At 68.0% G+C, this 25,419-nt stretch carries 21 protein-coding genes, 2 tRNA genes and 1 rRNA gene; 16 read left to right on the top strand and 8 right to left on the bottom strand.

What is annotated here, in order from left to right; genetic code table 11:
• Positions 1–63: 63 nt before the first annotated feature.
• Entirely contained in the window at positions 64–1,176 is a 1,113-nt protein-coding gene (locus O7635_RS00120; RefSeq protein WP_278078340.1) for a DUF4185 domain-containing protein, read from the bottom strand.
• 178 nt (positions 1,177–1,354) lie between these two features.
• On the opposite strand from O7635_RS00120, the gene O7635_RS00115 reads away from it, so the two are divergent.
• On the top strand, positions 1,355–2,743 hold the full coding sequence (locus O7635_RS00115) for an FAD-dependent oxidoreductase (protein WP_278078339.1): 1,389 nt from the start codon (positions 1,355–1,357) through the stop codon (positions 2,741–2,743).
• Here the strand turns inward: O7635_RS00115 and O7635_RS00110 are convergent.
• Positions 2,735–4,738, bottom strand: a complete 2,004-nt coding sequence (locus tag O7635_RS00110; RefSeq protein ID WP_278078338.1) for an AAA family ATPase — start codon at positions 4,736–4,738, stop codon at positions 2,735–2,737. The two genes, O7635_RS00115 and O7635_RS00110, sit on opposite strands and share 9 nt — an antisense overlap.
• A 94-nt stretch (positions 4,739–4,832) precedes the next feature.
• Here O7635_RS00110 and gntF point away from each other — a divergent pair, with 94 nt between their 5' ends.
• Together gntF and O7635_RS00100 are read left to right on the top strand one after the other, a co-directional pair.
• Positions 4,833–6,068, top strand: coding sequence for a guanitoxin biosynthesis pre-guanitoxin forming N-methyltransferase GntF (gene gntF, locus O7635_RS00105; RefSeq protein ID WP_278078337.1), 1,236 nt, complete (start codon positions 4,833–4,835; stop codon positions 6,066–6,068).
• The gene (locus O7635_RS00100; RefSeq protein ID WP_278078336.1) at positions 6,056–6,499 is read left to right on the top strand and encodes a hypothetical protein; all 444 of its coding nucleotides are present in this window, start codon (positions 6,056–6,058) and stop codon (positions 6,497–6,499) included. The genes gntF and O7635_RS00100 overlap by 13 nt, the downstream gene beginning before the upstream one ends.
• Before the next feature lie 655 nt (positions 6,500–7,154).
• Here O7635_RS00100 and O7635_RS00095 read toward each other — a convergent pair.
• Entirely contained in the window at positions 7,155–7,718 is a 564-nt protein-coding gene (locus O7635_RS00095) for a hypothetical protein (RefSeq protein WP_278078335.1), read from the bottom strand.
• Between the two features lie 223 nt (positions 7,719–7,941).
• Here O7635_RS00095 and O7635_RS00090 point away from each other — a divergent pair, with 223 nt between their 5' ends.
• From O7635_RS00090 to O7635_RS00080, 3 genes are all read left to right on the top strand, one after another.
• Entirely contained in the window at positions 7,942–8,640 is a 699-nt protein-coding gene (locus O7635_RS00090; RefSeq protein WP_278078334.1) for a hypothetical protein, read from the top strand.
• Positions 8,637–9,794 (top strand): DUF262 domain-containing protein, encoded by a 1,158-nt coding sequence (locus O7635_RS00085; protein WP_278078333.1) that lies wholly within the window; start codon positions 8,637–8,639, stop codon positions 9,792–9,794. Before O7635_RS00090 ends, O7635_RS00085 begins: the two co-directional genes overlap by 4 nt.
• 168 nt (positions 9,795–9,962) lie before the next feature.
• Positions 9,963–10,469, top strand: a complete 507-nt coding sequence (locus O7635_RS00080) for a hypothetical protein (RefSeq protein ID WP_278078332.1) — start codon at positions 9,963–9,965, stop codon at positions 10,467–10,469.
• Between the two features lie 1,792 nt (positions 10,470–12,261).
• Here O7635_RS00080 and O7635_RS00075 read toward each other — a convergent pair.
• Both O7635_RS00075 and O7635_RS00070 read right to left on the bottom strand, forming a co-directional pair.
• A tRNA-Gly gene (locus O7635_RS00075) sits at positions 12,262–12,332 on the bottom strand.
• A gap of 41 nt (positions 12,333–12,373) precedes the next feature.
• On the bottom strand, positions 12,374–13,132 hold the full coding sequence (locus O7635_RS00070; RefSeq protein ID WP_278078331.1) for a hypothetical protein: 759 nt from the start codon (positions 13,130–13,132) through the stop codon (positions 12,374–12,376).
• A 119-nt stretch (positions 13,133–13,251) separates the two neighbouring features.
• On the opposite strand from O7635_RS00070, the gene O7635_RS00065 reads away from it, so the two are divergent.
• Positions 13,252–14,178, top strand: coding sequence for a TAXI family TRAP transporter solute-binding subunit (locus tag O7635_RS00065; RefSeq protein WP_278078330.1), 927 nt, complete (start codon positions 13,252–13,254; stop codon positions 14,176–14,178).
• Here O7635_RS00065 and O7635_RS00060 read toward each other — a convergent pair.
• Both O7635_RS00060 and O7635_RS00055 read right to left on the bottom strand, forming a co-directional pair.
• Positions 14,134–15,525, bottom strand: coding sequence for a HAMP domain-containing sensor histidine kinase (locus O7635_RS00060; RefSeq protein ID WP_278078329.1), 1,392 nt, complete (start codon positions 15,523–15,525; stop codon positions 14,134–14,136). The genes O7635_RS00065 and O7635_RS00060 overlap by 45 nt on opposite strands.
• Position 15,526: 1 nt before the next feature.
• The gene (locus tag O7635_RS00055; RefSeq protein ID WP_278078328.1) at positions 15,527–16,183 is read right to left on the bottom strand and encodes a response regulator transcription factor; all 657 of its coding nucleotides are present in this window, start codon (positions 16,181–16,183) and stop codon (positions 15,527–15,529) included.
• A gap of 221 nt (positions 16,184–16,404) precedes the next feature.
• Between O7635_RS00055 and O7635_RS00050 the strand changes: the two genes are divergently transcribed.
• The 8 genes from O7635_RS00050 (at position 16,405) to O7635_RS00015 (ending at position 22,972) form a co-directional block, all read left to right on the top strand.
• Positions 16,405–16,478, top strand: a tRNA-Pro gene (locus O7635_RS00050).
• A gap of 86 nt (positions 16,479–16,564) precedes the next feature.
• Positions 16,565–17,899: a trigger factor gene (gene tig / locus O7635_RS00045; RefSeq protein ID WP_278078327.1), complete on the top strand. Its 1,335-nt coding sequence runs from the start codon at positions 16,565–16,567 to the stop codon at positions 17,897–17,899.
• A gap of 104 nt (positions 17,900–18,003) precedes the next feature.
• Complete coding sequence (locus tag O7635_RS00040) at positions 18,004–18,645, top strand: ATP-dependent Clp protease proteolytic subunit (protein WP_278078326.1); 642 nt, start codon at positions 18,004–18,006, stop codon at positions 18,643–18,645.
• Positions 18,646–18,656: 11 nt separating this feature from the next.
• Positions 18,657–19,319 carry an ATP-dependent Clp protease proteolytic subunit gene (locus O7635_RS00035; protein WP_278078325.1) on the top strand — a complete coding sequence of 221 codons (663 nt, stop codon included), beginning with the start codon at positions 18,657–18,659 and terminating at the stop codon, positions 19,317–19,319.
• A 159-nt stretch (positions 19,320–19,478) separates the two neighbouring features.
• Entirely contained in the window at positions 19,479–20,762 is a 1,284-nt protein-coding gene (clpX, locus tag O7635_RS00030) for an ATP-dependent Clp protease ATP-binding subunit ClpX (RefSeq protein WP_278078324.1), read from the top strand.
• Between the two features lie 2 nt (positions 20,763–20,764).
• Entirely contained in the window at positions 20,765–21,574 is an 810-nt protein-coding gene (locus O7635_RS00025) for a carbon-nitrogen hydrolase family protein (protein ID WP_278078323.1), read from the top strand.
• Complete coding sequence (locus O7635_RS00020) at positions 21,571–22,383, top strand: class I SAM-dependent methyltransferase (protein WP_278078322.1); 813 nt, start codon at positions 21,571–21,573, stop codon at positions 22,381–22,383. The genes O7635_RS00025 and O7635_RS00020 overlap by 4 nt, the downstream gene beginning before the upstream one ends.
• Before the next feature lie 10 nt (positions 22,384–22,393).
• A complete protein-coding gene (locus tag O7635_RS00015) occupies positions 22,394–22,972 on the top strand; it encodes a suppressor of fused domain protein (RefSeq protein WP_278078321.1) in 579 nt (192 codons plus the stop codon).
• Positions 22,973–23,583: 611 nt separating this feature from the next.
• Here the strand turns inward: O7635_RS00015 and O7635_RS00010 are convergent.
• Positions 23,584–23,802, bottom strand: coding sequence for a hypothetical protein (locus O7635_RS00010; protein WP_278078320.1), 219 nt, complete (start codon positions 23,800–23,802; stop codon positions 23,584–23,586).
• A 598-nt stretch (positions 23,803–24,400) separates the two neighbouring features.
• On the opposite strand from O7635_RS00010, the gene O7635_RS00005 reads away from it, so the two are divergent.
• Positions 24,401–25,419, top strand: a 16S ribosomal RNA gene (locus O7635_RS00005); the annotation flags it as partial.

Genomic DNA, 25,419 nt, shown 5'->3' with positions numbered 1-25,419 from the left:
ACGCACCGCACCACGACAGGGTTGCAGCGCGCCACCGCGCGATCAAGGACAGAAAGCCACCGATCAGGCTGAGCCGGCGAACTGGCTGACGTGGTAGGCCGTGCTGCGGCCGTCCGGGGTTCTGGTCCACTTCGAGACCAGCAGGTGCAGGCTCGTGGTGGTCGACCACGGGTGGATGAAACCGCCGTACAGACCCGGTTCCTGGAAGCTCGTCACCTGGATCTTCTCCGCGGTCCAGACCCGGTCCGGGCCCGTCGCCGTTCGGGTCACGATGCAGCCCGTCCGACAGTTCAAATAGGACATGACCCAGGTCCCGTCGGCCAGGCGGCGCACCGACGGCTCGCCGAAGCGGCCCGTCAGGATGGGGGTGCACGGGCGGCCCCAGCCCCAGTCGGCGCCGTTCCAGCCCCAGCCCTCGTAGGACTCGGGATAGAACAGCCGGTCCCAGCGCACCCGCCGCAGCATCATCGGGCCTTCCTGGCGCCCCGCGCGCACCGAGAAGACATAGACCCAGTCGCCGTCGCGTTGCAGCGTCCACATTTGGAACGGGTCGGTGTTGCCGGCGTTGTTCCACCACTTCAACGGCGTACGCACGAAGTCGTTGCCGTTGTCCGAATAGGCCAGGCCTGCGTAACGCGACCGCCAGTGTGGCCCCGCCGGCCCGGCCGAGTTCCAGTTCTCGATGCTCATGTAGGAGATGAGCTGCCGCCCGGTCTCGGGAAAGCTGATCCCGTCGTTGGGGATGACAGTGACCTCCGGCAGCCCGTCGATGCCGACCCCGTGATGCCCGTTGTGCATGAGCTCCGGCGCCCGGCCGTTGCCCGCGACCCGCGCCGCGCTGTCGAAGACCACGCCGCCCGCCGCGCCGGGGTGCACATTGGACCGCAACATGACCGGCGATCGCCAGTCGTTGGGCAGCGGCGGACCCTCCGGCCACGGCGTGTTGAACGTGTCGCCGAACAGATAACCGATGGACCCGTTCTCCAGCACGTACGGGATGCCGAGGTCGGTGCCGGCCACCCGCCAGCGGCTGTTGGTGTCGAGGTCCGCACCCGTCAGCCGCTTCTTCCACACGGCGGCCCGCGCCACCCCGGCCGGACCGAGCGCGCCACCGACCGCTCCGGCGGCGCCGACGACCAGGGCATTTCGCAGCAGGGCACGACGCGGTACGGCCATGACGGGCTCCTCACCACACTTCGGCGTCCGTCAATATCCTACCGCTAGACGGCGGCACCCGAAAGAATCCGCCAGGCTCGCCCCGGGATTGAACACCGATTGGCCACGAACTGACCTGGCGGTTGAACGGCCTCCGGGCCGATCGTCGGCACACACACCCGACCCCGGAGGCCAGACAGTGTCAACCATCCTCGTCATCGGCGGCGGCCTGTGCGGCCTGTCGACCGCGATGCTGCTCGCCCACGACGGCCACGACGTCACCGTCCTCGAACGCGACCAGGCGCAGCCCACGCCGCCCGCCCAAGCGTGGCAGGCATGGGAACGCCCGGGCGTCAACCAGTTCCGCCTGCCCCACCTGATGCTGCCGCGCTGGCGGGCCGAGATGGAAGCCGAACTGCCGGCGGTGCTCGACGACCTGGAGGCCGCCGGCGCGCTGCGGACGAACCTCCTCGCCCTCCTGCCCGCACCGCAGCGCCAATCCTGGCAGCCCGGCGACGAGCGCTTCGAGACCGTCACCGCCCGCCGGCCGGTGCTGGAAGCGGTGCTCGCCGCCGCCGCGGCCCGCACCGCAGGTGTCACGGTTCGCCGCGGCGTGCGGGTCACCGGCCTGGCGACCCGGGGATCACGCGTGACCGGTGTGTTGGCCGAGGGCGGCCACCACCTGCGCGCCGACCTCGTGGTCGACTGCGGTGGCCGCCGCTCGGCCCTCGCATCCTGGCTCTCCGCCGCCGGCGCGCGACCCCCAGCGGAGGAACGGGCCGACTGCGGCTTCGTCTACTACAGCCGCCACTTCCGTGCCGCCAGCCTGCCCGAGGGCCGGGGCAACGTGCTGCAGCGCTACGAGTCGGCGTCGATCCTGACGCTGCCCGGCGACAACGGCACGTGGAGCGTCGCGCTGATCACCAGTGCCCGGGACCGGGCGTTGCGCGGCCTGCGTGAACCTTCGCGGTGGGATGCGGCCCTGGCGGCGTACCCCCTGGCGGCTCATTGGTGTGCCGGCGAACCGACCACCGGGGTGGAGGTGATCGCCGGCATCGAGGATCGGTTGCGCACCTTCGTCGTCGACGGCGACCCGGTGGCCACCGGTGTGGTCGCGGTGGGCGACGCGTGGGCGTGCACGAACCCCTCGCTGGGCCGCGGGGCCACGATCGGCCTGCTGCACGCGATCGGCCTGCGCGACGTGTTGCGGGAGACCGCCGACCACGACAAGGTGACGCGGCGCTTCCACGAATGGACGACGACCGTCATGGAGCCGCTCTACCGGGCCACCCGCTGGCTCGACGGCCACCGCCTCGCGGAGCTCGACGCCGACGCCGCCGGCGTGCCCTACCGACCGGACGACCCGCGGTGGGCGTTCAGCCTGGCCACCTTCGCCGCCGGTCTCGTCGACCCGGACGTCGCCCGCGCCTACCAGTCGCTGGCGTCGATGCTGGCCACCCCCGACGATCTCGTCGCGCAGCCCGGCCTCGCGGAGAAGATCATGCGGCTGGGCGCCGGCGCACCGACCTATCCGCTGCCCGGGCCGCGCCGCGCGGACCTGCTCGCCGCGGTGCACGACTCACGGTAGGCGCGTGTCGCCGATCTCGACGCTCCAGAGCAGGTCGGTAAGGCGTTCGAGGGCCCGGGCGAGATAGCGGCGGTAGGTGCTCAACGGCAGGTCGAGCACCTGCGCCGCCGCCTCCTGGGTCGGCGCGGGCCGCAGATAGGTGCGGTCCAGCACGGCGCGCAGCTGCTCGCCCTTGGCCTCGCCGGCCAGGCACGCGACCGCGGCCTCGATGGTGGCGCGCAACCGCGCCGCCGTCGGCCCGGTCGCGGTGGTCGCCAGCGCGGAGCCCATCAACGGGCTGGCGCCGAGGCGGTCCGGGCGATGCAGCACCGGCAGCGCGGCCTTGACGGCGGCGGCGAACGCGTCCCTGCCCAGCGGCGGCGGGCGGAGCAGCGCGGCCGGCGGTGGCCCGGTCTCGCCGGTGTGCCCGCGCTCGCGGGTGAGGTCGAGCCAGACGTCGACCGGGAGGCGACGCCAGTCGATGCCGAACGCGACGTGCCGGCGCCCGCCGACGTCGGCCTCCGCCAAGGGTGCGAACGCCACGTGCGCGAACCGCGGCGCCCAGAACTCGGGGTCGACGGTGATGCCGAACGACCACGCCAGCGGCCGGGTCAGCCACTCGATCACGCCTGAGACAGGTCCGGCCAGCACGGCGTACGGGTCCCGCTGGTACTCACCCGCCCCGGCGATCACCCGGATGATGTTGACCAGCTCGCCGGGCCGGGTGGGACCGTGCCGCGCGACGTGGTCGAGGACCGCCCGTACCGCCGGATCCTGCTGTTCCAATGGCGAACCGCTGGGACAGAACAGATGCAGAGCGAAACCGGCGACACCCCCGGGCGTACGCACGACGTAGAGCCGGTCCGGTTGCTCGCGAAGCCAGGCCCGGGTCAGGTCGGCGCTGTCGGGCCCCTCGAACCGCTCGACGATCCGGCACACCTCGTCGTGGTCGTCGGCGCGCGCGGGCACCACCGCGGCCGAGCCGACCGCCCGCAAGGCCGAGAAGGCGGCGGCGTACGGGCTGTTGCGCTGGAGGAAGAGGAGCTGTTGGGCGTGCCGCTGCCGGTCCGGCCCGCTGGTGGCGCGGAGGCCGGTCACCGTGTGGGCGTGGATGGCCCGCCGGTGGTCGTGGTAGCGCTCGGGCATCCGACGCTCGAACTCGGCGTCCAGCACGTCGCGTGCCAGGTCGTGCACGAACAGCCCGCGCGGCCCGCGGGCGACGAACGGCCGCGCCGCCAGCCACCCCCACACCCGCGGCGCGTCGGCGCCGACCATCCGGGCGAGCAGGTCCTCCGTCGTCAGCCAGGCGATGGCGCAGGTGGCGAGACCGGTCAGGTGGGCGTCGCCCGGCACGTCGTGCAGGAACGACTCGAGCAGCGCGGAGATGAGGTCCGGCGCGTCGGCGAGGGCGTCGGGCACCTGGTCGGCGGCGGCGAGATCGGCCAGCAGGGCGAGCGTCAGCGGATGCCCCTGGCCGAGCCGCACGAGATGGTCGCGCACGCCGGCGTCGACCCCGGCCTGCGCCAGCAACTGTCCACTGTCGACGTCGTCGAGGTGGCCGAGGCGGTGCACGGCCACGAGCTGCCGCCACCCGGCATCCGCCCGCCACGGCGCCGGCGGCGCGTCCCGCCCGGCCAGCACGACGACGCTGTCGGCGCTGAGCCGGGGCAGGAACTCGTCGCGGAGCCAGCCGTCGACCGGACGCAGTTGCTCATAGCCGTCGATCAGCAGCACCGCGGCGTCGTCGTTGTCGTGAATCGCGGTGGTCATGCCCTCCGGTGAGGGGTCGACCTCGCGGCCATCGACGTCGACGACCCGCCGCCCCGCCTTGCGGGCCCGCGCGCGGAACTCGGCGAGCAAGGTGGTCTTGCCGATCCCGCCCTGACCGTGCACGAAGAGCACCCGCCGCGGCGTACGCCCGGCCAATGCGTCGTCGAAACTGGCGACCTCCTGCCGACGCCCGACGAACCGCGCCCGCCGCGCGGTGTCGAGAAGCTCGCCGAGGCTCGTGCCCACACCGATAGCTTCCCGCCGATGGACCGGCTTTGAACAGCGATTAGCCAGTTTCTGACGTGGAGGATGAGCGGCGGCGGGACCGATCCTTGCGCCCATGTCCTGGATCGTCACCCTGGTCGCCACCGCCGTGTCGGCTTATGCGCTGGACGCGGTCGCCGCCGCGTCCGGTCTGGTCACGGCCGGCGTCCTCGGCGCGCTCTCGTTCGAATCGGCGCTGGTGCTCCTAGTGGCCAGCTACGGGATCTGGGCGGTCGGGCTGGCCGCGAACCTGCGGGCGAACGGCGCCTTGCTGGCCGCGACGGGCACGAGCACCAACGTGCTCTCGAAGGCGGCGTACGAGGCGACCCGGCGCCGCGGCGCCCGGACGTCACGTGTGGCCGCGGCGATTGCGTACGCCGGCACGGAGGTGGTGAAGGAGCTGCCCTACTACCTGGCGGCCTTCGGCGCCGCTGCGTCGACCGACGCCGTCACGTCGACGGACGCGCTGGTCTTCCTAGCGGGCGCGAACCTTGGGGCGGCCCTGTACGAGTACGGCCTGGCCCGCCTGAGCCGCGTCATCGTTCGCCGCCGCCGCCGTTTCGCGTCCTTCGACCGAGACTGGGTGCCGGGGCGATACCTGGCTGACTACTACCGCGAGGTGGAGCCCGACGAGATCGCGACCATTGCCTTCCTGGTCACCGCGCTGCGGTCGGCGCCTCGCGACGAACCGGTCCTCTTCTTCGGCGTAGGCCCGACGCTGCACCACGTCTTCGCGGCGGCGGAGGTGGCCTCCGAGATCCACCTGGCCGACTACCTGCCTTCAAACCTGGCTGAGATCCAGCGGTGGCTGGACGGGTCGCCCGACGCCCACGACTGGGGGCCGTTCGTCCGCCACACCCTCCGCTGCGAGGGCGCCTCCGAGGCGGGCGTGGCGGACCGCGAGGAGCTGACGAGGAAGAAGGTCACTGCCCTGTTGCGGGCCGATGCCCGCGAGCCGCGTCCCCTGGACCGCCAGTACGCGACGGTGATCAGCGCCTACTGCGCGGACTCAGCCACCGACAACCTGGCGACGTGGCACGACCTGATGCACAACATCACCGGCCTGGTCCGCCCAGGCGGCCTCTTCATCACGGCGGCCCTGCACCACTGCACGTCCTACACGGTCGGCGATCACCGCTTTCCCAGTGCCGACGTCAACGCGGACGACCTCCGCGCGGCCCTGTCGCCGGACTTCGACCCGCTGGAGATCGAAATCCGCCCGACGGGTCGGACCGCCACGCACGGCTACTCCTCGATCCTGCTGTGCTGGGGTCGAAGGTCCACGCATGATTTCGTATCGTGCCGGACGTAATCGAAGATCTTTTGCGCCGTCATGCCGAGGCGGACGGGAGCGCGGCCGACGACCTGCTTGAAGAGTTGGCGCGGATCGCGGGTCGGGATCCGTCCGCGCTGACGCCACACCTGGCCGCCCTGCTCGATCGAGGCGTCGTGGAGGTGCCCTCGATCTACGTCGGGGCCGACGACACGGTGCGCGCCCGCCAGATCGACCTGATCGACGCCGGCCTCGAAGCCCACTCCGGCAAGGGCGACGCGGTGGCGAACCACTTGTCGGCGCTGGCACACGCGGGCGGGACGCTCGCCGAGGAGCCCGGCCTGCGGGACCACGATGGACTACGCCGGCCACGTGATCGGTGCGGACCTCGCCGAATACACGGAGGGCGCGTACTACGTCTTCGCCACGCTCCGTGCCGGCTCGCGGCGGTCGAATATCAGCAGAGCTGAGCCCGGTCACACATGCTGCCGGGTTCGGTGGGGCCCACTCAGGACGCCGTGCGAACGTCACGCGTGCGGCCCTCCCGCCTGGGGCCTCTTACTCTCACCGATTCGGCACATGGCCCCGGCGCCCCGGCGCGCCGGTTGTCGGGATGAACCGATGCTGCCACAGGCATTCCTGCGCGGCCATCATGTTCGACCCCGACTCGAGACGCGCCCGCCAACGCGCCGGCCGAGGAACCGCAGAAAGCGAACCGACCGAGGGCCAGAAGGCTGAGGGCGGGCGATGGGGATCGTGCGCCCATACTGTCGGTTTGGAAGACGTCAACAGGCCAGGCCGTTGAGCGCGAAAGTGCAGCTCAGCCGCCTAGTCGTCACGCCCGCTGGTGACCCGGGACGACCCCTTGTGGCACGGTCTACTGGCACGCGGATGGCACGGCGATCTTGGTTCTTCCCACACCCTCGGCCGGCGGCGGGATCTCCTCGGTCGGGCAGGTTTAACCCCTGCGCGGGGTTCTCCGGTTGGGTCAAGGCTCGCCGAAGGCAACCGCGAAGCGGCTCGGCCTTGGCGCGGCCGGAGGTTCCTGTGTAGCCGTCCTGGTGCACGATCGAGGAGATCCCATCGGCCCGCTGACCTACGAGAACGGCAGGGTCTCGCGCAGGATTAGCTGATAACGCCAATGGACCACATCGTGGGCGAGGGGGTCCAAACGTCTACGTTGATGATCAGGCGAACCTCGGCGGGATCGCCCGGTGCCAGCCACCTTGCTGTGTCTACGTCAACGCGGGTAACAAGCCTGTCATCATCGAGTAGGCAGTGCAGCGGTTCCTCATCCGCACTCGGTGACCAGTCGTCAGGGATTTCTTGCGCGCGCTGCGGCCGCTGCAGAGCGTCGAAGAGAGTCTTGAGCCGGTTGTCGACATCGCCACCGTGGATGATGCTGCCGCCCGGCGAGTCACGTCGGAGCATCAGGAGTCGGAGCCTGGCTCGCAGGTGGTACAGATCGTGAACCACTGCCGCGAAGGAGTGGCCATCGACATAGGTGATGAAGGCTCCGTCGCCCTCTCTTCCAGACAGCCCGCCAACGACTCGTGCTCGGGTGTTCAGAGGAGCTGACCGCCACACCGCCTGAATCTGGGGATGAAGCGCGCGTCGGATCTCGTGTTTGACGCGTGCTCGCGTCTTGGATCCTGTCAACGGTCCGTCGTAGGTCAGGGTGAAGAGCATGTCGCCTCGAACCTTGGAGGTGGGTCGCGCCAGCATATGAAGTTTGGACTCCCACCGTCGCGGCGATACAGCGGGCGTGGTGCTGCGGCGGGCCGGAGGCCCGAGGCAGGGCGCCACGCAGGCCGCGTGCGGCACCTTGATCGTGTAAGGACCAATTCGGCAAGGTCGGTACCGTGGAACATTGCATGTGGAGTGGCGGAGCACTGTCCCGTAGCCTGTCCCAGTGCGCGCGCCGATCGAATCCGGAGAACCGCAAGGTACGGGAGCGCAGCCTGGCGGACCGCCACTGTCAACTGGTGACTGGGCAAAAATTGAGATCCCCGAATTCATGGATCTCGTCAGGCAGGGGGAGCACCCTCGCGTCCTAGTGGGACGGATAATCTTAGATAGGCTTCCGTTCACATTTGACTCGAAGCAGCAGTACTTTCACTGGCGAGACGAGTTGGCTGAAGGCCTTCAGGTGGATGGCCGTGACATCATGGTGGTCGGAAGCGCCGCGACTGGAAGAAGTCTAAACCCACGTAAACGCTTCGGTGTCTTTGGCAGGGGATCGGATGTCGACATCGCCGTAGTTTCGGCAAGACATTTCGACCTGGCTTGGCAATGGTTCCGACACATCGACAAAACGCTGCTCCGCTTGGATCCTGAAGGCCTGCGAATCTTCAATCAACATGAGAACCAATACATATTCCATGGCATGATTGCAGCGAACTACTTTCTAGGTTATCTGCCGTTTGGTGAGCGTTGGATGCAAGAACTCCAGCGAAGTGAGAAACACCTACCGCCCGTGCTTCGAGGGCGGGTTCAGCGAGTCCGAATATACAAAGACAACGAGGCGCTTCGTCATGCCCAAATGACAAGCCTCGCCGCGTACAGAAGTTACCTCTCCACCAAGGAGAGTGGTGAGGGAGGTCCAACGTGAAAGCAGCAAGCTTTTTGAACACCAGTCACCAAAAGATCAGCTGGTTCGCCATTCAGAACAGTCTCGGGCTTCTGACGATTCGACCGCCCTTTCAGCGTCGGCCGGTCTGGACGGCGGAACAAAACGCTTACCTTGTGGACTCGATCTTGCGTGGCTATCCAATTCCTGAGATCTATATCTATGCTCGATCGACGGACGGCGACACAGGTGATCACACTTACGTTGTTGACGGACAGCAGCGGCTGCGCGCTTGTCTCGGCTTCCTTGCTGACGAATTTCCCGTCACCTTCGACTTGAGCAAGGTGGAGCCGCTCTACACGCTGGCTGACACACCTTGGTATGACAAACGTTTTTCGGAACTCGGCCCAGAGTTGCGTGAGGCGTTCCGTGGCTACAAGCTAATCGTACGAGAACTCGAGGACGTTAACGACGACCAAATTAGACATATGTTTCATAGGCTTAATCAGTCGACGGTTGCGCTTAACGCGCAAGAGTTGCGCTATTCGATGTACAGCGGCGGCCTGTTGCCAGTTGTGGAGGCGATCGCAGAGCGCGCCGAATGGGACCAGTTCAGAATCTTTACGAAGCTTCAACGACGGCGGATGCTTGATTCTGAGTACGTCGCGGAGCTTGTGATCGGGTACCTCCACTGGCCGCAGAATAAGAAAGAAAACCTCGACAATTACTACCGGCAGTACAGCCCCACATTTCCGTTCCACGATCAGGTAATGTTGCGGTTTGTCGATGTTCTCGAGTACATCGCAAAGCTTTTTCCCGAGCCGCGGATGGCTGGTACGCGGTGGTACAAGAAGTCGGACTTTTATACCCTGTTCCTCGCGCTTGCTCGTGGCCGCATTAACGCGGCCACCATGAACATCGCGAACCTTCGCAGGTCTCTGGAGGAGTTCTCGCAGCTTGTTGATGGGCCTGCTCTTGCCGACGACGCACATCCGGCGACCGTGTATAGAGCTGCGGTCGAACGGGCCGCCACCGACCGGGCGCGTCGCATCCGCAGAGAAGATGCTCTGGCTTCGTTCGTCGCGGGATTGCCGCTGGTCCCAGCAGAAGGAGCGGAGTACTTGACGGCAGATGAGGCGGAGGGCGGGATCGATGACGAGGAAGACGTGGACGAAGAGTACGTCGACCCGGATTAGCCCTAGTTCGGATCCCGCGGACCTGAGAGTCGATCGAGCAGGTCGGTCGCCGGGGATCGACCTGTGCCGTAACACTTGACGAGGCTGCAATAATCGATCCACGTAGTTCGATAATAAATTTAGGTTTGGTGGCGATCGGCGATGGCATGGTTTACGAGCAGCAAGGACATGATCGGCATCGCGCTCGCGTCGCTCGCCTTAGGCGTCTCACTCTTCACCGTACTCATGAGCCGTCGCCAGCAGAGACTGAATGCCTTTTTGCAAATGCAACAGCAAATGTTGGCTGCCGAGATGAAGGTCGGGCGCAAACTCGTCTATAAAGCTTCCCAGACGGGTCAGCTTCCGGTACCTGATTCGGCTGAGTTTGCGGCTGCCGTGAGAGCACTTAATATGTTTGATGTTTGTGGAATGTATATCCGCCATGGAATCATCCCGCGTAGATGGGTCTTGGAATACTGGCACCGAAGGCTAAGGGAGTTGGAAACAGGTTTCGACGCCATGCTGTTGGAACGGGAGGCCTGGCACCCAGGGTGGGAGCCTTGGCCCGACCTCCGTCGCCTATTTGAGAGTGCACGGCGATATCGTTGCAAGGAGGTTTGTTGTCGGGCTTTGCCAGCTATTAAGCAAACCGCCGCTGACGAGGAACCTCCTGTGCGAGTCGGCGGATCCGAGTAGTCATGACGTTAGCGTTTGTCGTTGGCACGGGCCGCAGCGGCTCTAGCGCAATGTCAAGACTGCTCCGGGAGCATCGCGAGATACTGAGCCTAAATGAATTGTTTGCTTCCCTTTACGGTCCGCACGCTTTTCGGAGTGGCGACATATCTGGCCGCGAATTTTGGGAGATCTTGTCGTCGCCGCATCCCCAATTCGATGGGATGGTGAAGGCCGGGATTCCCATGCCTGAGTTTCTTTATAAGCCTGGCCGCTTCGACGGGGTCCTAAAAGCGATTCCAGCCATCTGTCTCATGGTTCTCCCACACCTAACAGATGAGGTCGATCGCGAATATGATTCTTTAGGCGAGGTCGTTCGAGGCTGGCCGCGCCGCGCGACCTCCGAGCACTATCGCTCATTGTTTGAGTGGTTGAGTGCTCGGTTTGGTGGGCCCACGGTAGTAGAAAGATCCGGATATTCTTATGCGTGGACACGGCAGTTAAACGGATACTTCCCCGAGGCACGATTCGTCCATCTGTACCGGAATGGTCCAGACTGCGCCCTTTCTATGAGTCGACACGTCGGTTATCGCTGCCTTATGCTGCGAAGGAAGGCCGCGCAACTCCTCGGCATCAATGACTTCGACCTAAGCGCCGAACATGCTTCGTTGCTGCCTTCGAATCTCGCGGGCGTGGCCGACCATAGCTACTCAAGGCACACGGTCATAGATGAGGACATTCCGATATTCGAGTTTGGCGAGCTGTGGTCAGAGTTGGTTATCGATGGAGTCGACTCCATCTCCCGGATTGACTCAAGTCGGCTCCTGCACTTGTCCTATGATTCACTAACTGCCGACCCGCGCGGTAAGGCGTCGTCGTTAGCGGACTTCCTCGGAGTTTCTAAGTACGCTGGTTGGCTCGTCAAAGCGGCCACTATTTTTGGCAATAGCGCAACAGGGCAGGCCCAGAGCCTCTCGGCCCTCGAATATGGCAAGCTGTATCGCTCGTGCGCCAGCGGGATGGCTCGGCTTCGGGCTGTCGAGGAGAGCCCTTCAAGAATAGGACAACGGCGGCGCTTCGCGACTGGAGACTCCAATCACTCGGACCGGTCTTGAAGCCATTTGTCTATTCGCTCCGACGCCAGTAAAGCCTGTACATGAAGCGACTCCAGCCGCGTGACTCTGCTGCGCGCAGCCCCGAGCCGGCGACGGACCGCACCGCCGATCTGCTCGGTCACACCACTCCCGCCGGGTCCTTTCGGGGTCGACCGGCTGCTCGCCGACAGCGGGGCCATGCCACCCGTGTCCGCGGTCGTGCACCTGCCTGACGAAATCCCTCGGCGGTCTGCGTTGGTGATGAATGCGCCCATCGCTGAGGACACCCCTCCTCGACCGCTCGGGGCATAACCCGCGGCCGTGACGGAACGGCTCACCGTCCTGCCAGCGACCACCCGCGAGGCGGGGCTGCTGACGGTACATCGCGGTCGATGCCTGCTCGTCTCGACCTCTGGTCGTCCTCGACGCCGACGCTCGGCCCCTGCTGCGGGTCGAGGCCGTGCATCTAGCCGAACGCACCTTCGTGGAAGTCGGACATCGACTGTCATAACCCACTGGCTGGCACGCGGGTGTGCGCGGCGACGCGTTGGCAACCGATCGCTCCGGCCGACGCACCGCGAGATCACTGATGCCGTGGGACGAGAGGATCGAAAGGTCTCGCTTACCGACGACCGCGCCCACCGCACCGTGGGGTCCGGGGCTCGGCCCCGGAATAGGAATGGCTCAATCTCATTACCCCGCGAAGCGCGGTAATGAGATTGAGCGGGCGACGGGAATCGAACCCGCACCGTCAGTTTGGAAGACTGAAGCTCTGCCATTGAGCTACGCCCGCGGGTGCGCACCAGGCGCACGGACCACAGCGTACTGGCTACCTCACACCGCCACCCGTAGCGGGGGTGCAGCGATCTCCAACAGCGACGGCCCCAGCGACGTGACCGACACCTGCAGGCACCCGGGCCGCGACCGCATCGACGCCGTCGCCCCCAGCAGCCGCGCGCTCCGCACCAATACAGCGGCCAGCTCCTGATCAGCCAACCGCACCCCGAACACCCCACCACCCCGGCGCTGCCGACCGGCCGCCAGCGACGCCGCCTGCCACGCTCGCCGGGCCAGCGCCTCCCGCCGCGCGTTGTGCGGCGACGACGCCCCGACCGGGTCCGTACGCAGCAGGAAGTGCCGCCCCTGCCGCCACCCGGCCGTGAGCTGCTGCGCCGTCGACAGCCAGGAGGAAGAGGGAATCGTCACCCGATGCACGAAATAACGTCGCCGCCCACCCCCGGAGAGGGTGGCCCAAGAAGCCGGCACCCCAAGATCAGACAGCAACCGCGACAGCCGTTCCGCCGCCTCCGGTTGGTTGAACTCGGCTACGGCCCGGAGCGCCGCACCGGTGATCACCGGTGCGGCGCCGGGGCCCAACGGCGCCGTGTCGCCCCCCGACAGGATGGACGCCGAATGTCCCGACGTCCCGATGGCGCCGCTGGAGACGGGTCCGGGTGCCGGCCCGGTCCCGGGCTCGAACTCGTGGCGCAGCGACCGGCCGACTCCCGTGCAGCGGATCAGGCAGGCCGCCTCGAAGATCGCGGGCAGGGCGCGCATGGCCGTGTCTCCGGTGGTCTCGTGCCGTGTGGCCATGGTCATCGCCTCCGCATCGCCTCCGCACTCAGCGTGGCGGTCCGGCCTTTCAGGGGGTATGCGTCGGCCCCTTCCTTGAGGAAAACTTGCGCTCCGTGCGGACGGGCAAAAGCAGGAGCGTGAGAGCGACCAGGGCCGGCCTGGCCGTGCTCGTCCTGCTGCTCGTCGGCGCCGGCCTCCACGGCGAGGGCAACCCGCCCGTCACCCACATCCGGATCGCGACCGGCAGCCAGACGGCCGTCTACTACGCGTTCGGCCGCGCTCTCGGTCAACTGGTCGACGACAACCTGCCCGACACCGACGCCCAGGTGCTGGTCACCGCCGCCTCGGTCGAGAACGTGCGGCTCGTCGAGAGCCGGGGCGCCGAGATCGGCTTCACGCAGGCGGACATCCTGGTCACCGGGTCGGGGCCGCCGGACCCGCGGGTGCGCGCGCTGGCCCGCGTCTACGAGGACCTGCTGCACCTGGTCGTGCCCACCGACTCGTCGATCAAGACGCTGACCGACCTGCGCGGCAAGCGGGTGGCGACCGGGGCGCCGGGCTCGGGCACCGAGATCACCGTGGGGCGTCTGCTCCAGGTCGCCGGGATCCAGAACGACCTCGAGTCGCAGCGCTGGGGGCTCGACGAGTCGGCGGCGGCGCTGCGGGACGGGCGTACCGACGCCTTCTTCTTCTCCGGCGGTCTGCCCGTCCAGGCGATCGAAAGTCTCAACAACGACCTCGGCATCCGGATCGTCGACCTGGGCGACTGGGTCGAACCCATGCGAAAAGCCCATTCGACGGTGTACGTGCGCCGCGAGGTCAACGACTCCGTCTACGACCTGCCGGCGGTGAGCACGCTGGCCGTCCCGAACTACCTGGTCGTGCCGACGGACATGCCCGACGACGTGGCGTACGACCTGACGAAGCTGCTGATGGAGCGCCACGAGGCGCTGGCCCGGGCGCACCCGGCGGGGGAGCGGTTCGACGTCCGCTCGGCGATCGGCACGATGCCGGTGCCGCTACACCCGGGCGCCGCCCGGTACTTCCGCTCGGTGAAGCCGTAGCCGCACCCGCGCCTCCAGCCCGCGCGGCCGCAGCGGGGCCAGGGTCAGCGACCCGCCGGACGCCTCCACCAGCACCGTCGCGATCGACAGGCCGAGCCCGGCCCCGTCGACGTTCTGCGTGTTCGGCGCCCGCCAGAACCGCCGGGTGGCGAGCCGGCACTCCGCGGCCGTCATCCCCGGACCGTCGTCGCGGACCGTCACCACGACCCGCCCCGGCACCGTGCCGACGGAGACCACCACGTGCCCACCGGCGCCGGCGAACTTCAGCCCGTTGTCGATCAACGCGTCCAGCGCCTGGTCGACCGCGGTGTCCGCCGCCTCGGCCCAGACGGGGGTTTCAGGCAGAGCAGCGGTCAACGACACACCCCGCTGCACGGCCAGCGGCAGCCAGGCCTCGACCCGGGCCGCGACCAGAGCGCCGGCGTCGACCGCGACCGGCGGCCGCCCGTCCCACTCGGCCCTGGCCAGCGCGAGCAGGCTGTCCAGCACCCGGGCCAGCCGGTCGGACTCCTCCAGGGCGAGGTGGTGCTCGGCCCGGGCGTCCGAGGGCAGCATGTCGCCGAGGCCCTCGACCCGCAGCCGCAGCACGGTCAACGGGTTGCGCAGCTGGTGGCTGGCGTGGGCGACGAACAGCCGCTGCCGCTCGAGCGCGTCGGTGACCGTGTCGGCCATCTCGTTGAAGCTGGTGGTCAGCCGCCGCAGCTCGGGCGGGCCGAGCGCGTGCGGCACCCGGGCCGTGCTGTCACCGGCGTTGATCTCGTGGACGGCGGTGTCCAGCGACAGCACCGGCCGCAGCACCCACTGGGCGAGCCGCACCGCCGCGACCACCGACCCGATCAGCGCGACCAGCCCGACCACGCCCAGCACCACCCAGGCGAACAGCATCGAGCCCCGCGCGCGCTCGGTCGACGAGACGGTCAGCACGCCGCCGAGCACCGCGCCGCCCTCGTAGACCGGGACCGCCACCAGCAGCGGCACCTCCTGCCAGGGCCAGACGTTGGCGGGCGAGCTGACCTGGCGACCGGCGAGCGCGCCGCGCACGACGGGGTCGGTGTCGATGCCCGGGTGCGGCCCGGCGGCGGTCACCACCCGGCGGTTCTGGTCGACGACGATCACGACGATCCCGTAGAGGTCGTGGTAGCGGCCGAGCTCCGCGGCGACCGGCTCGAGCTCGCCGCCGCGCATCGCCGGCGCCGCCAGGGCCGCGAACCGGGTCGCGTCGGCCAGCCGGTCGGCGATCAGCGCCTGCGTCGTGCGCCCGCTCATCACCAGCCCCAGCGGCACCTCCAGCGCCAGCAGGACCAGACAGAGCAGCAGCAGGTACGTCGTGACGAGCCGGCGACGCACGTCACTCCGCCTGCAGCCGGTAGCCGACCCCGCGCACCGTGCGGACCAGGTCGGGCTGGCCGAGCTTGGCGCGCAGGGAGGCGATGTGCACCTCGAGGGTGTGCCGCCCGGACCAGGTCGTCTGCCAGACGTCGAGCAGGATCCGCTCGCGGGTGACGGCCACGCCGGGCTGACGCGCCAGCGAGGCCAGGATGTCGAACTCCTTGCGCGTCAACGAGATCGGCACCCCGTCGACGGTGACCTCCCGGGCCGTGAAGTCGATCCGCAGCGGCCCGATCTCGCGGGTCTGCCGGGCCGCGACCCCGCGGGCGGCGCGCCGCAGCAGCGCCTCGATCCGCAGCTGGAGCTCGGCCATCGAGAAAGGCTTGACCACGTAGTCGTCGGCGCCGACCCGGAAGCCGTTGACCTTGTCGCGCTCGTCGGAGCGGGCGGTGACGGCGATGATCGCCAGATTGTCGTCACGGGTCCGCAACGCGCGGCACACGTCGATGCCGTCTCCGTCGGGCAGGCTCAGGTCGAGCAGCACGAGGTCGCAGGGCGCCGCCTCGACGGCCGCCTTGGCGGTCGCGGCGTGCTCCACCTGATATCCCCGGCGCACGAGCATCGACTTCATGACGGACGCCACCCGCAGGTCGTCTTCGACGAGCAGAATGCGCATGGCTCCGCCTCCTTCCGCGCTCGATTTCGCGCATCGTACCGGCGATTGACCCGCGCGAACATGGCAGCGAAGCGCAGCGAGCGGTCCCCGGCGGGAGCGACGGTCGTGCCCACCGCGGACCCGGGCAATAGGGTTTGTCCGCTTTATCCGTCACCCACCGTGCGGGAATGGGACGCCGGGCGCGGACGGTGCACGCCTACCGCATAGACTTCGGTTCGCCACGGGGTGTGGCGCAGCTTGGTAGCGCACTCGCTTTGGGAGCGAGGGGCCGTGGGTTCAAATCCCGCCACCCCGACAGTGACCGGCGCGGCGGCTGCATCAGCGACGCGCCTACACTCGATGGGCTGATCGCCCCATGAAGACATTCCGAGGAGTACGCCTGTGAAGAGCACCGTCGAGACCCTGAGCCCGACCCGGGTGCGGCTCGCCATCGAGGTGCCGTTCGTCGAGCTCGAACCGAGCCTCCGCAAGGCGTACCGGGAGATCGCCCAGCAGGTGACCGTTCCCGGCTTCCGCAAGGGCAAGGTGCCGTCCGCGGTGATCGACCAGCGGGTCGGCCGTGGCGCCGTGCTCAACGAGGCCGTGCAGGAGGCGATCCCGGAGAACATCGTCGCCGCCGTGCGCGAGCACGAGGTCAAGACGCTCGGCCGCCCCGAGGTCGAGATCACCGAGTTCAGCGACGGCGAGCCGCTGCGGTTCACCGCCGAGATCGACGTCCGGCCGGAGATCAACCTGCCCGACCTGTCCACGATCGAGGTCACGGTCGACGAGCTGCAGATCGGTGACAACGAGGTCGACAGCCAGATCGAGGCGCTGCGCGAGCGGTTCGCGACCCTCAAGACGGTCGAGCGGGCGGCGCGGGACGACGACTACGTCCAGATCGACATGAAGGCCACCGTCGACGGCGAAGAGGTGCCGGGCGGCTCGGCCACCAACATCTCCCACGAGGTCGGCAGCAAGCAGCTGCTGCCGGGCCTCGACGAGGTGCTGGTCGGCCTGTCCGCGGGCGACGAGACGTCGTTCAGCACGCAGCTGGTCGGCGGCGAGTTCGCGGGTCGCGACGCCGACGTGGCGGTCACCGTGCGCACCGTCAAGGAGAAGCAGCTGCCGGAGCTCGACGACGAGTTCGCCCAGCTGGCCAGCGAGTTCGACACGCTCGACGAGCTGCGCGAGGACCTCCGCAAGCGGGTGACCCAGGCCAAGCAGGTCGAGCAGATCTACGCGGCCCGCGACAAGGCGCTGCAGCAGGTGGTCGAGGCCGCCGAGGTGCCCGCGCCCGAGGGTGTCGTCAAGGAGGAGGTCGAGCACCGCAAGCAGGCGATGGCCGACCAGCTCGAGCGCATCGGCGCCTCCTACGAGGAATACCTCGCGGCCGAGGACAAGACCGAGGAGCAGATCGACGCCGAGCTCACCGAGGCGGCGACCGAGGGCGTCAAGATCCAGCTGGTGCTCGACACCCTGGCCGACGCCGAGGACGTGCAGATCTCCGACGACGAGTTCGGGCACGAGATCATGCACCGGGCGCAGCGGGCCGGCATGCAGCCGCAGCAGTACTACGACCAGCTCGTCCGGTCCGGCGCGGCCGGCGCGGTCTTCGGCGACGTGCGGCGCGGCAAGGCGCTCACCCTGGTGATGGAGCGGGTCAAGATCACGGACTCGGCCGGCAACCCGATCAGCCTGGACGCGGTGCGCGAGGTCACCGAACACAACCACTGATCGCGCCTGCCTGCGCTGAGAGCGAACACCGCTGTCGGCGGGAAGTCAGCGCCTCGGGCAGCGGTTAATGTCGGGCGTAGAACGGAAACGAGCGAGAGGCTGCCATGACCGATCTGCATATTCCAGCGTCGCCCATCCGGGCGCACGAGGCGCGCGGCGACCAGCTCGCCGGCGGGCTCGACGACTCGGTCTACAACCGGCTGCTCAAGGAACGCATCATCTTCCTCGGCAGTGAGGTTACCGACCAGGTGGCCAACCGCATCTGCGCGCAGCTGCTGCTGCTGGCGGCGGAGGACCCGGGCCGCGACATCAACCTGTGGATCAACTCGCCGGGTGGCTCCGTCTACTCCGGCATGGCGATCTACGACACGATGCAGTTCATCGACAACGACGTGTCCACGGTCGCCATGGGCATGGCCGCGTCGATGGGCCAGCTCCTGCTCTGCGCGGGCACCAAGGGCAAGCGCTACGCCCTGCCGCACGCGCGGATCATGATGCACCAGCCGTCCGGCGGGATGGGCGGCACCGCCTCCGACATCGCGATCCAGGCGGAGCAGATGCTCTACACCAAGCGGATGTTCCAGGAGCGGGTCGCGGCGCACACCGGCCAGTCGCAGGACCAGATCGAGGCCGACTCCGACCGGGACCGCTGGTTCACGGCGCAGGAGGCCAAGGACTACGGATTCATCGACAAGGTGATCACCGGAGCCGCGCAGGTTCCGGAGGGCGCCGGGACTCTGGGCTGAGGGAGCCGACCATGACTGACTTGACGCTGCCTCCGCAGTTCGCTCCGGTGCACAACCGCTACGTGCTGCCCTCGTTCGTCGAGCGCACCTCGTACGGCATCAAGGAGTCGAACCCGTACAACAAGCTGTTCGAGGACCGGATCATCTTCCTCGGCGTCCAGGTCGACGACGCGTCGGCCAACGACGTGATGGCGCAGCTGTTGACGCTCGAGGGCACCGACCCCGACCGCGACATCATCATGTACATCAACTCGCCCGGTGGCTCGTTCACGGCGATGACCGCGATCTACGACACCATGCAGTACGTGCGGCCCGACATCCAGACGGTCTGCCTCGGCCAGGCGGCATCGGCGGCGGCCGTGCTGCTGGGCGCCGGCACGCCGGGCAAGCGGATGGCGCTGCCGAACTCGCGGATCATCATCCACCAGCCGGCCACCGAGGGCGGCTACGGGCAGGGCTCCGACATCGAGATCCAGGCGCGCGAGATCCTGCGCATGCGGTCCCAGATGGAGGAGATCATCTCCCGGCACTCGGGCCGGCCCCGCGAGCAGGTTTCCAAGGACGTCGACCGTGACAAGATCATGACGGCCGAGGAAGCGCGGGAGTACGGGCTGGTCGACACCATCCTCACCAGCCGCAAGAAGGGCCTGCTGGCAGCCGCTGCCGCTGGCTGATTTGGGCAAAGTGTCGGGGATCGGCCGGGTTGGTGACACTGGCTGGTCCCTGACACACCCATTTTGGGGGTCGGAGATAACCTCCCGAGCGGGTAACGTCGAGTTCGCACACAACCCGGATGCGGTCCGCCGCGGCCGACGAGCGCAGGGAGAACGTAGGTGGCACGGATCGGCGACGGTGGCGACCTACTCAAGTGCTCCTTCTGCGGGAAGTCGCAGAAGCAGGTCAAGAAGCTCATCGCGGGGCCTGGCGTCTACATCTGCGACGAGTGCATCGACCTCTGCAACGAGATCATCGAAGAGGAGCTGGCCGAGTCCGGCGAGGTGAAGTGGGAAGAGCTTCCCAAGCCGATGGAGATCTACCAGTTCCTCAACGGCTACGTCGTCGGCCAGGACCAGGCCAAGAAGGCGCTCTCCGTCGCGGTCTACAACCACTACAAGCGGATCCAGGCCGAGTCGCACGGCTCCGGCAACGACGCCGTCGAGGTGGCCAAGTCCAACATCATGCTCATCGGCCCCACCGGCTGCGGCAAGACCCACCTGGCGCAGACCCTGGCCCGCATGCTCAACGTGCCGTTCGCCATCGCCGACGCGACCGCGCTGACCGAGGCCGGCTACGTCGGTGAGGATGTCGAGAACATCCTCCTCAAGCTGATCCAGGCCGCCGACTACGACATCAAGCGCGCCGAGACCGGCATCATCTACATCGACGAGGTCGACAAGATCGCCCGCAAGTCGGAGAACCCGTCGATCACGCGCGACGTCTCCGGTGAAGGCGTGCAGCAGGCCCTGCTCAAGATCCTCGAGGGCACGGTGGCCAACGTGCCGCCGCAGGGCGGCCGCAAGCACCCGCACCAGGAGTTCATCCAGATCGACACCACCAACGTGCTGTTCATCTGCGGTGGCGCGTTCGCCGGCCTCGACCGGATCATCGAGTCCCGCACCGGCCAGGGCGGCACCGGCTTCGGCGCCCGACTACGCGCGGTCTCCGAGCGGTCGACCGACGACGTGTTCAGCCAGGTCATGCCGGAAGACATGCTCAAGTTCGGCCTGATCCCCGAGTTCATCGGCCGGCTCCCGGTGATCACCAACGTGCGGTCCCTCGACCGCGAGGCGCTGGTGAAGATCCTGACCGAGCCGCGCAACGCGCTGGTCCGGCAATACCAGCGGCTGTTCGAGCTCGACGGCGTCGAGCTCGAGTTCGAGCCCGCGGCGCTGGAGGCGATCGCCGACCAGGCCATGCTCCGCGGCACCGGCGCCCGCGGCCTGCGGGCCATCATGGAAGAGGTCCTCCTCTCCGTGATGTACGAGGTGCCCAGCAACCCCGACGCCGCCCGCGTGCTGATCACCCGCGCGGTGGTCCTCGAAAACGTCAACCCGACGATCGTGCCCCGCGAGTTCGCCGGCCGGCGCCGGCGGGACCGCGAGGAGAAGTCGGCCTGACGGTGCGCGTCGCCGTTTGCCAGCTCAACGCGCGGGACGACCGCGCGTCCAACCTCAAGACGGCGCGGTCGCTGTTGGAGCGGGCCGCCGCGCTCGGGGCTGACATCGCCGTCCTGCCGGAATACACCGACTACCTCGGGCCCTCGTCGGGTCTGCCGGCCCCTGAGCCGGTCGACGGCGAATACGGCTCGTTCTTCTCCACGGCGGCGCGCGAGCTCGGCATGTGGGTGCACGCGGGCTCCTTCCACGAGGCGGGTCCGACGCCGGGGCACTCCTACAACACCTCGCTGGTCTTCGACCGCACGGGCGCGCTGTCGGCGGTCTACCGCAAGATCCACCTGTACGACGTCGAGATCCCCGGCAAGGTGTCCTATCTGGAGTCGGCGTCGATCGCGCCGGGCACCACCACTGCGGTGGCCACTGTGGACGGTGTGCCGTTCGGCCTGACGACCTGCTACGACCTGCGCTTCCCCGAGCTCTACCGGTCGCTCGCGGCCGACTCCGGCGCGCAGGTGCTGGTCGTGCCGGCGGCGTTCATGCTGCACACCGGGCGCGACCACTGGGAGGTGCTGCTGCGCGCGCGGGCGATCGAGAACCAGTGCTACGTCGTGGCCGCCGGTCAGATCGGCGACCACGAGCCCGGGCGCTCCTGCTTCGGCCGCTCGATGATCGTCGACCCGTGGGGGACGGTCGTGGCGCAGGCGCCCGACGAGGTCACGGTCGTGGTCGCCGACCTCGACCTGTCGCGGCTCTCGCGGATCAGGAGCGAGCTGCCGTCGCTGGCCAACCGGCGTCCGTTCACCGTCGGGTGAGCCTGACCTTCGACGCGCACGAACGCGCGCAGTGGGCCGATCGTGCGGCCGTCTATCGGGACACCCTGGCCGACTTGTGCGCGGGGGCGGCTTCGTCGCTTCTGGACGCTGCTGGGGTAGCTCCCGGGGTGTCGCTGCTCGACGTGGGCACGGGCCCGGGGACGGTCGCGGAGCTGGCGCTCGCGCGGGGCGCTTCGGTCGTCGCGGTCGACGCGTCGGCGAGCATGGTCGCGCTGGCTCGGGCGCGGGTGCCCGACGTCCGCCTGGCTGCGCTGCCGTCGCTGCCGTTTCCCGCCGGCTCGTTCGACGTCGCGGTGGCGAACTTCGTGGTCAACCATGTGGGTGATCCGCTGGCGGCCCTGACGTCGATGCGGCGGGTGGTCCGGCCGGGCGGTCGGGTGGCGGTGACGATCTGGCCCCATCCACCGCCGCCGGCGCAAGCCTTGTGGTCGGACATCTTCGCCGCCGCCGGGGTCGTACGTCCGCAGGGCCTGCCGCGCCTCTCGCCGTCGGACGACTTCCCGCGGAGCGTCGACGGGTTGTGCGGGTTGCTGCGCCGGGCCGGGCTGGTGTCGGTCGGCGGCTCCGCGCCCGCCTGGGTGCACGAGACGGATGCGGAGGCGTGGTGGAACGGGCCGGCGGCGGGTCTCGGTGCGACCGGGGCGGTGCTGGCGGCCCAGGACGAGCCGACCCGCGCCCGCGTGAGGTCGTCCTTCGACCGCCTGACGGCGCCCTTCGCGGCGGCCGACGGCCGGCTGGCGTTGCCGACGGCGGCGATCCTGGCGTGGGGCGACCGGCCAGCGGGTTAGCGTCGAGACCGTGAGCGGCCTGATCGAGCACCTGGAGTCGTACCTCGGCACGATGGCCGGCGGTAGCCAGGGCGACGAGACGACGCCGGCGGGGGTGCGGGTCGGCTTCTTCGGCCCGGACTCTCCGTTCGCCGGCGTGATGACGGTGGTGACGGTCGGGTTGTGGCAGCGCCATCTCACGGTGGGCGGGGACGGGGCGCTGCACCAGGAGCTCCTGATGCACGTGCCCAACGAGGACTATCCGGCTCGGGCAGCGGGGTTGTTGTTCCAGGTGGCCGGCGAGCTGGTGGGCCGGGAGGCCGGGCTGCGGCAGGGACAGGTGCTGGGGCCGGCCGGGCCGGTCTTCCCGGGCAGCCGGATGACCGCGTTGGTGGCGACGAACCCGGGCTATCTGCCGGAGTCGTTCGCCGTCTGTCGCGCCGAGGCTGTTCCGATCGTGTTGACGTTGCTGGTTCCGGTGACGACGAGGGAGGCGGACCTGGTGCGCTCGCGCGGTCTGCCGGCGCTTACGCATCTGTTCGCGGCCCAGGACCCGGACCTGACCAATCCGAATCGCCCTGAGGTCGGTCTGGTCCCGCCGGCTGATTAGGCACGCGCTCATGGTCGCCGTCGACCAAGTGGGCCGTGACTGTGCCGCAGTGGACGGCATCGCGCTGGGTTCAGCGGCCGGTTTCCGCCTTCCACGACGGGGCGCGCCTCGGCCGCCGCGTCGCCGAAGGGGTCCTCGCCGGAGAGCCGAAGCTTGGTGTTGGCCCGCTTCGGCCGTGAGGAACGAGGGCGCCGCCGCTGCCCATGCCGACGTCTCCGCGTTCGGCGGGTTGGTGTGACTGGGCCGGCTCGCGGGTGTTCGTCGTCGCCGTCCTCGGGCGCACGGTGGTCGGGCGGGGCGATCGCTTCAGGTCTCGCGTGCGCCGCTCAGTCGGGAGTGCTTTGGTGCCAGCCCTGCCTGTGGCGGCGTCTCCGCGTTCGGCGGGTTGGTGTGACTGGGTCGGCTCGCGGGTGTTCGTCGTCGCCGTCCTCGGGCGCACGGTGGTCGGGCGGGGCAATCGCTTCAGGTCTCGCGTGCCCCGCTCAGTCGTGAGTGCTGTGGTGCCAGCCCTGCCTATGGCGGCGTCTCCGCGTTGGTGGTGTGACTGGGTCGGCTCGCGGGTGTTCGTCGTCGCCGTCTTTGCGTGGCAGCGGCGGGCGGGGCAGTCGCCTTCAGTTGCCGCCGGTCAGGTAGCTCAGGAGGGCGATGCCGACCACGGCGCCGCCGGTGACGAGGAGGGCCGTGGTCATTCGCGAAGGGCCGCGGGCCGCCAGGCGGTAGACCGCCGCGGCCAGGGCGAGCACCACGCAGAGGCCGATGACCAGTTGCCAGAACGGGAAGAGCATCCCGAGCAACGCGTCCTCGGCCAGGAACGTCCCGCCGGTGGGCATGCCCCACTCTTGCACAGGTGTCCGGGTGGCCACATGTGCCGCGACCTGCTGATCTAGACATGGACCGACCTTGATTTGCATTCCAAGGGCGATCCCACGTAACTTTCTCTCTGCAAGCGGAACACCGGACAAAACGCCCGGGGGGAAGCAAGCGCCGCTACCAGGGGATACAGGCTGGTGGGGGTTCGGGCGGTGCGATCGACCGGCGAGACCGGATTTGAGATCGCGAAGCCGACCGGGTAAAGTATCCAAGCCGGCAGGAGCCGGGCGGGATGATCCGAGAGCCCCTTCACGGGAGCCGCGGAATCCGGCCGGTCTGCAGGATTCCTAGCAACAACCGGGAGCGGATCTTCGCGCCCTGGAGCGGCTGGGATCTCGGGCGAAGCGCAAGAAAGCCGAAAGTTGGGGCTTGACGGTGCGAAACCGACCGAGTAAGCTGGAGAAGTTGTGCCCCGCAGGGCGGGACCGAGAGATTCGGGCCTGAACTACGGTGTGTGTTTGTTCTTTGAGAACTCAACAGGGTGTTTGATAAGCCAGTGCCAATTGTGATTGTTTTTGGCATCCGTTAATAATGGTTGCCGGGACACTTTTCAAGTTTTTGTTGGAGAGTTTGATCCTGGCTCAGGACGAACGCTGGCGGCGTGCTTAACACATGCAAGTCGAGCGGAAAGGCCCTTCGGGGTACTCGAGCGGCGAACGGGTGAGTAACACGTGAGTAACCTGCCCTGGACTTTGGGATAACCCTCGGAAACGGGGGCTAATACCGGATACCTCCTTCTGGCCGCATGGTTGGTTGGGGAAAGTTTTTCGGTCTGGGATGGGCTCGCGGCCTATCAGCTTGTTGGTGGGGTGATGGCCTACCAAGGCGACGACGGGTAGCCGGCCTGAGAGGGCGACCGGCCACACTGGGACTGAGACACGGCCCAGACTCCTACGGGAGGCAGCAGTGGGGAATATTGCACAATGGGCGGAAGCCTGATGCAGCGACGCCGCGTGAGGGATGACGGCCTTCGGGTTGTAAACCTCTTTCAGCAGGGACGAAGCGTAAGTGACGGTACCTGCAGAAGAAGCGCCGGCCAACTACGTGCCAGCAGCCGCGGTAAGACGTAGGGCGCGAGCGTTGTCCGGATTTATTGGGCGTAAAGAGCTCGTAGGCGGCTTGTCGCGTCGGCTGTGAAATCCCGTGGCTCAACTGCGGGCTTGCAGCCGATACGGGCAGGCTAGAGTTCGGTAGGGGAGACTGGAATTCCTGGTGTAGCGGTGAAATGCGCAGATATCAGGAGGAACACCGGTGGCGAAGGCGGGTCTCTGGGCCGATACTGACGCTGAGGAGCGAAAGCGTGGGGAGCGAACAGGATTAGATACCCTGGTAGTCCACGCTGTAAACGTTGGGCGCTAGGTGTGGGGGGCCTCTCCGGTTCTCTGTGCCGCAGCTAACGCATTAAGCGCCCCGCCTGGGGAGTACGGCCGCAAGGCTAAAACTCAAAGGAATTGACGGGGGCCCGCACAAGCGGCGGAGCATGCGGATTAATTCGATGCAACGCGAAGAACCTTACCTGGGTTTGACATCACCGCAAAACTTCCAGAGATGGGAGGTCCTTCGGGGGCGGTGACAGG

The organism is Asanoa sp. WMMD1127 (genome assembly GCF_029626225.1).
Taxonomy (GTDB): domain Bacteria; phylum Actinomycetota; class Actinomycetes; order Mycobacteriales; family Micromonosporaceae; genus Asanoa.
This window is presented reverse-complemented; position numbering and strand designations above follow the sequence as displayed.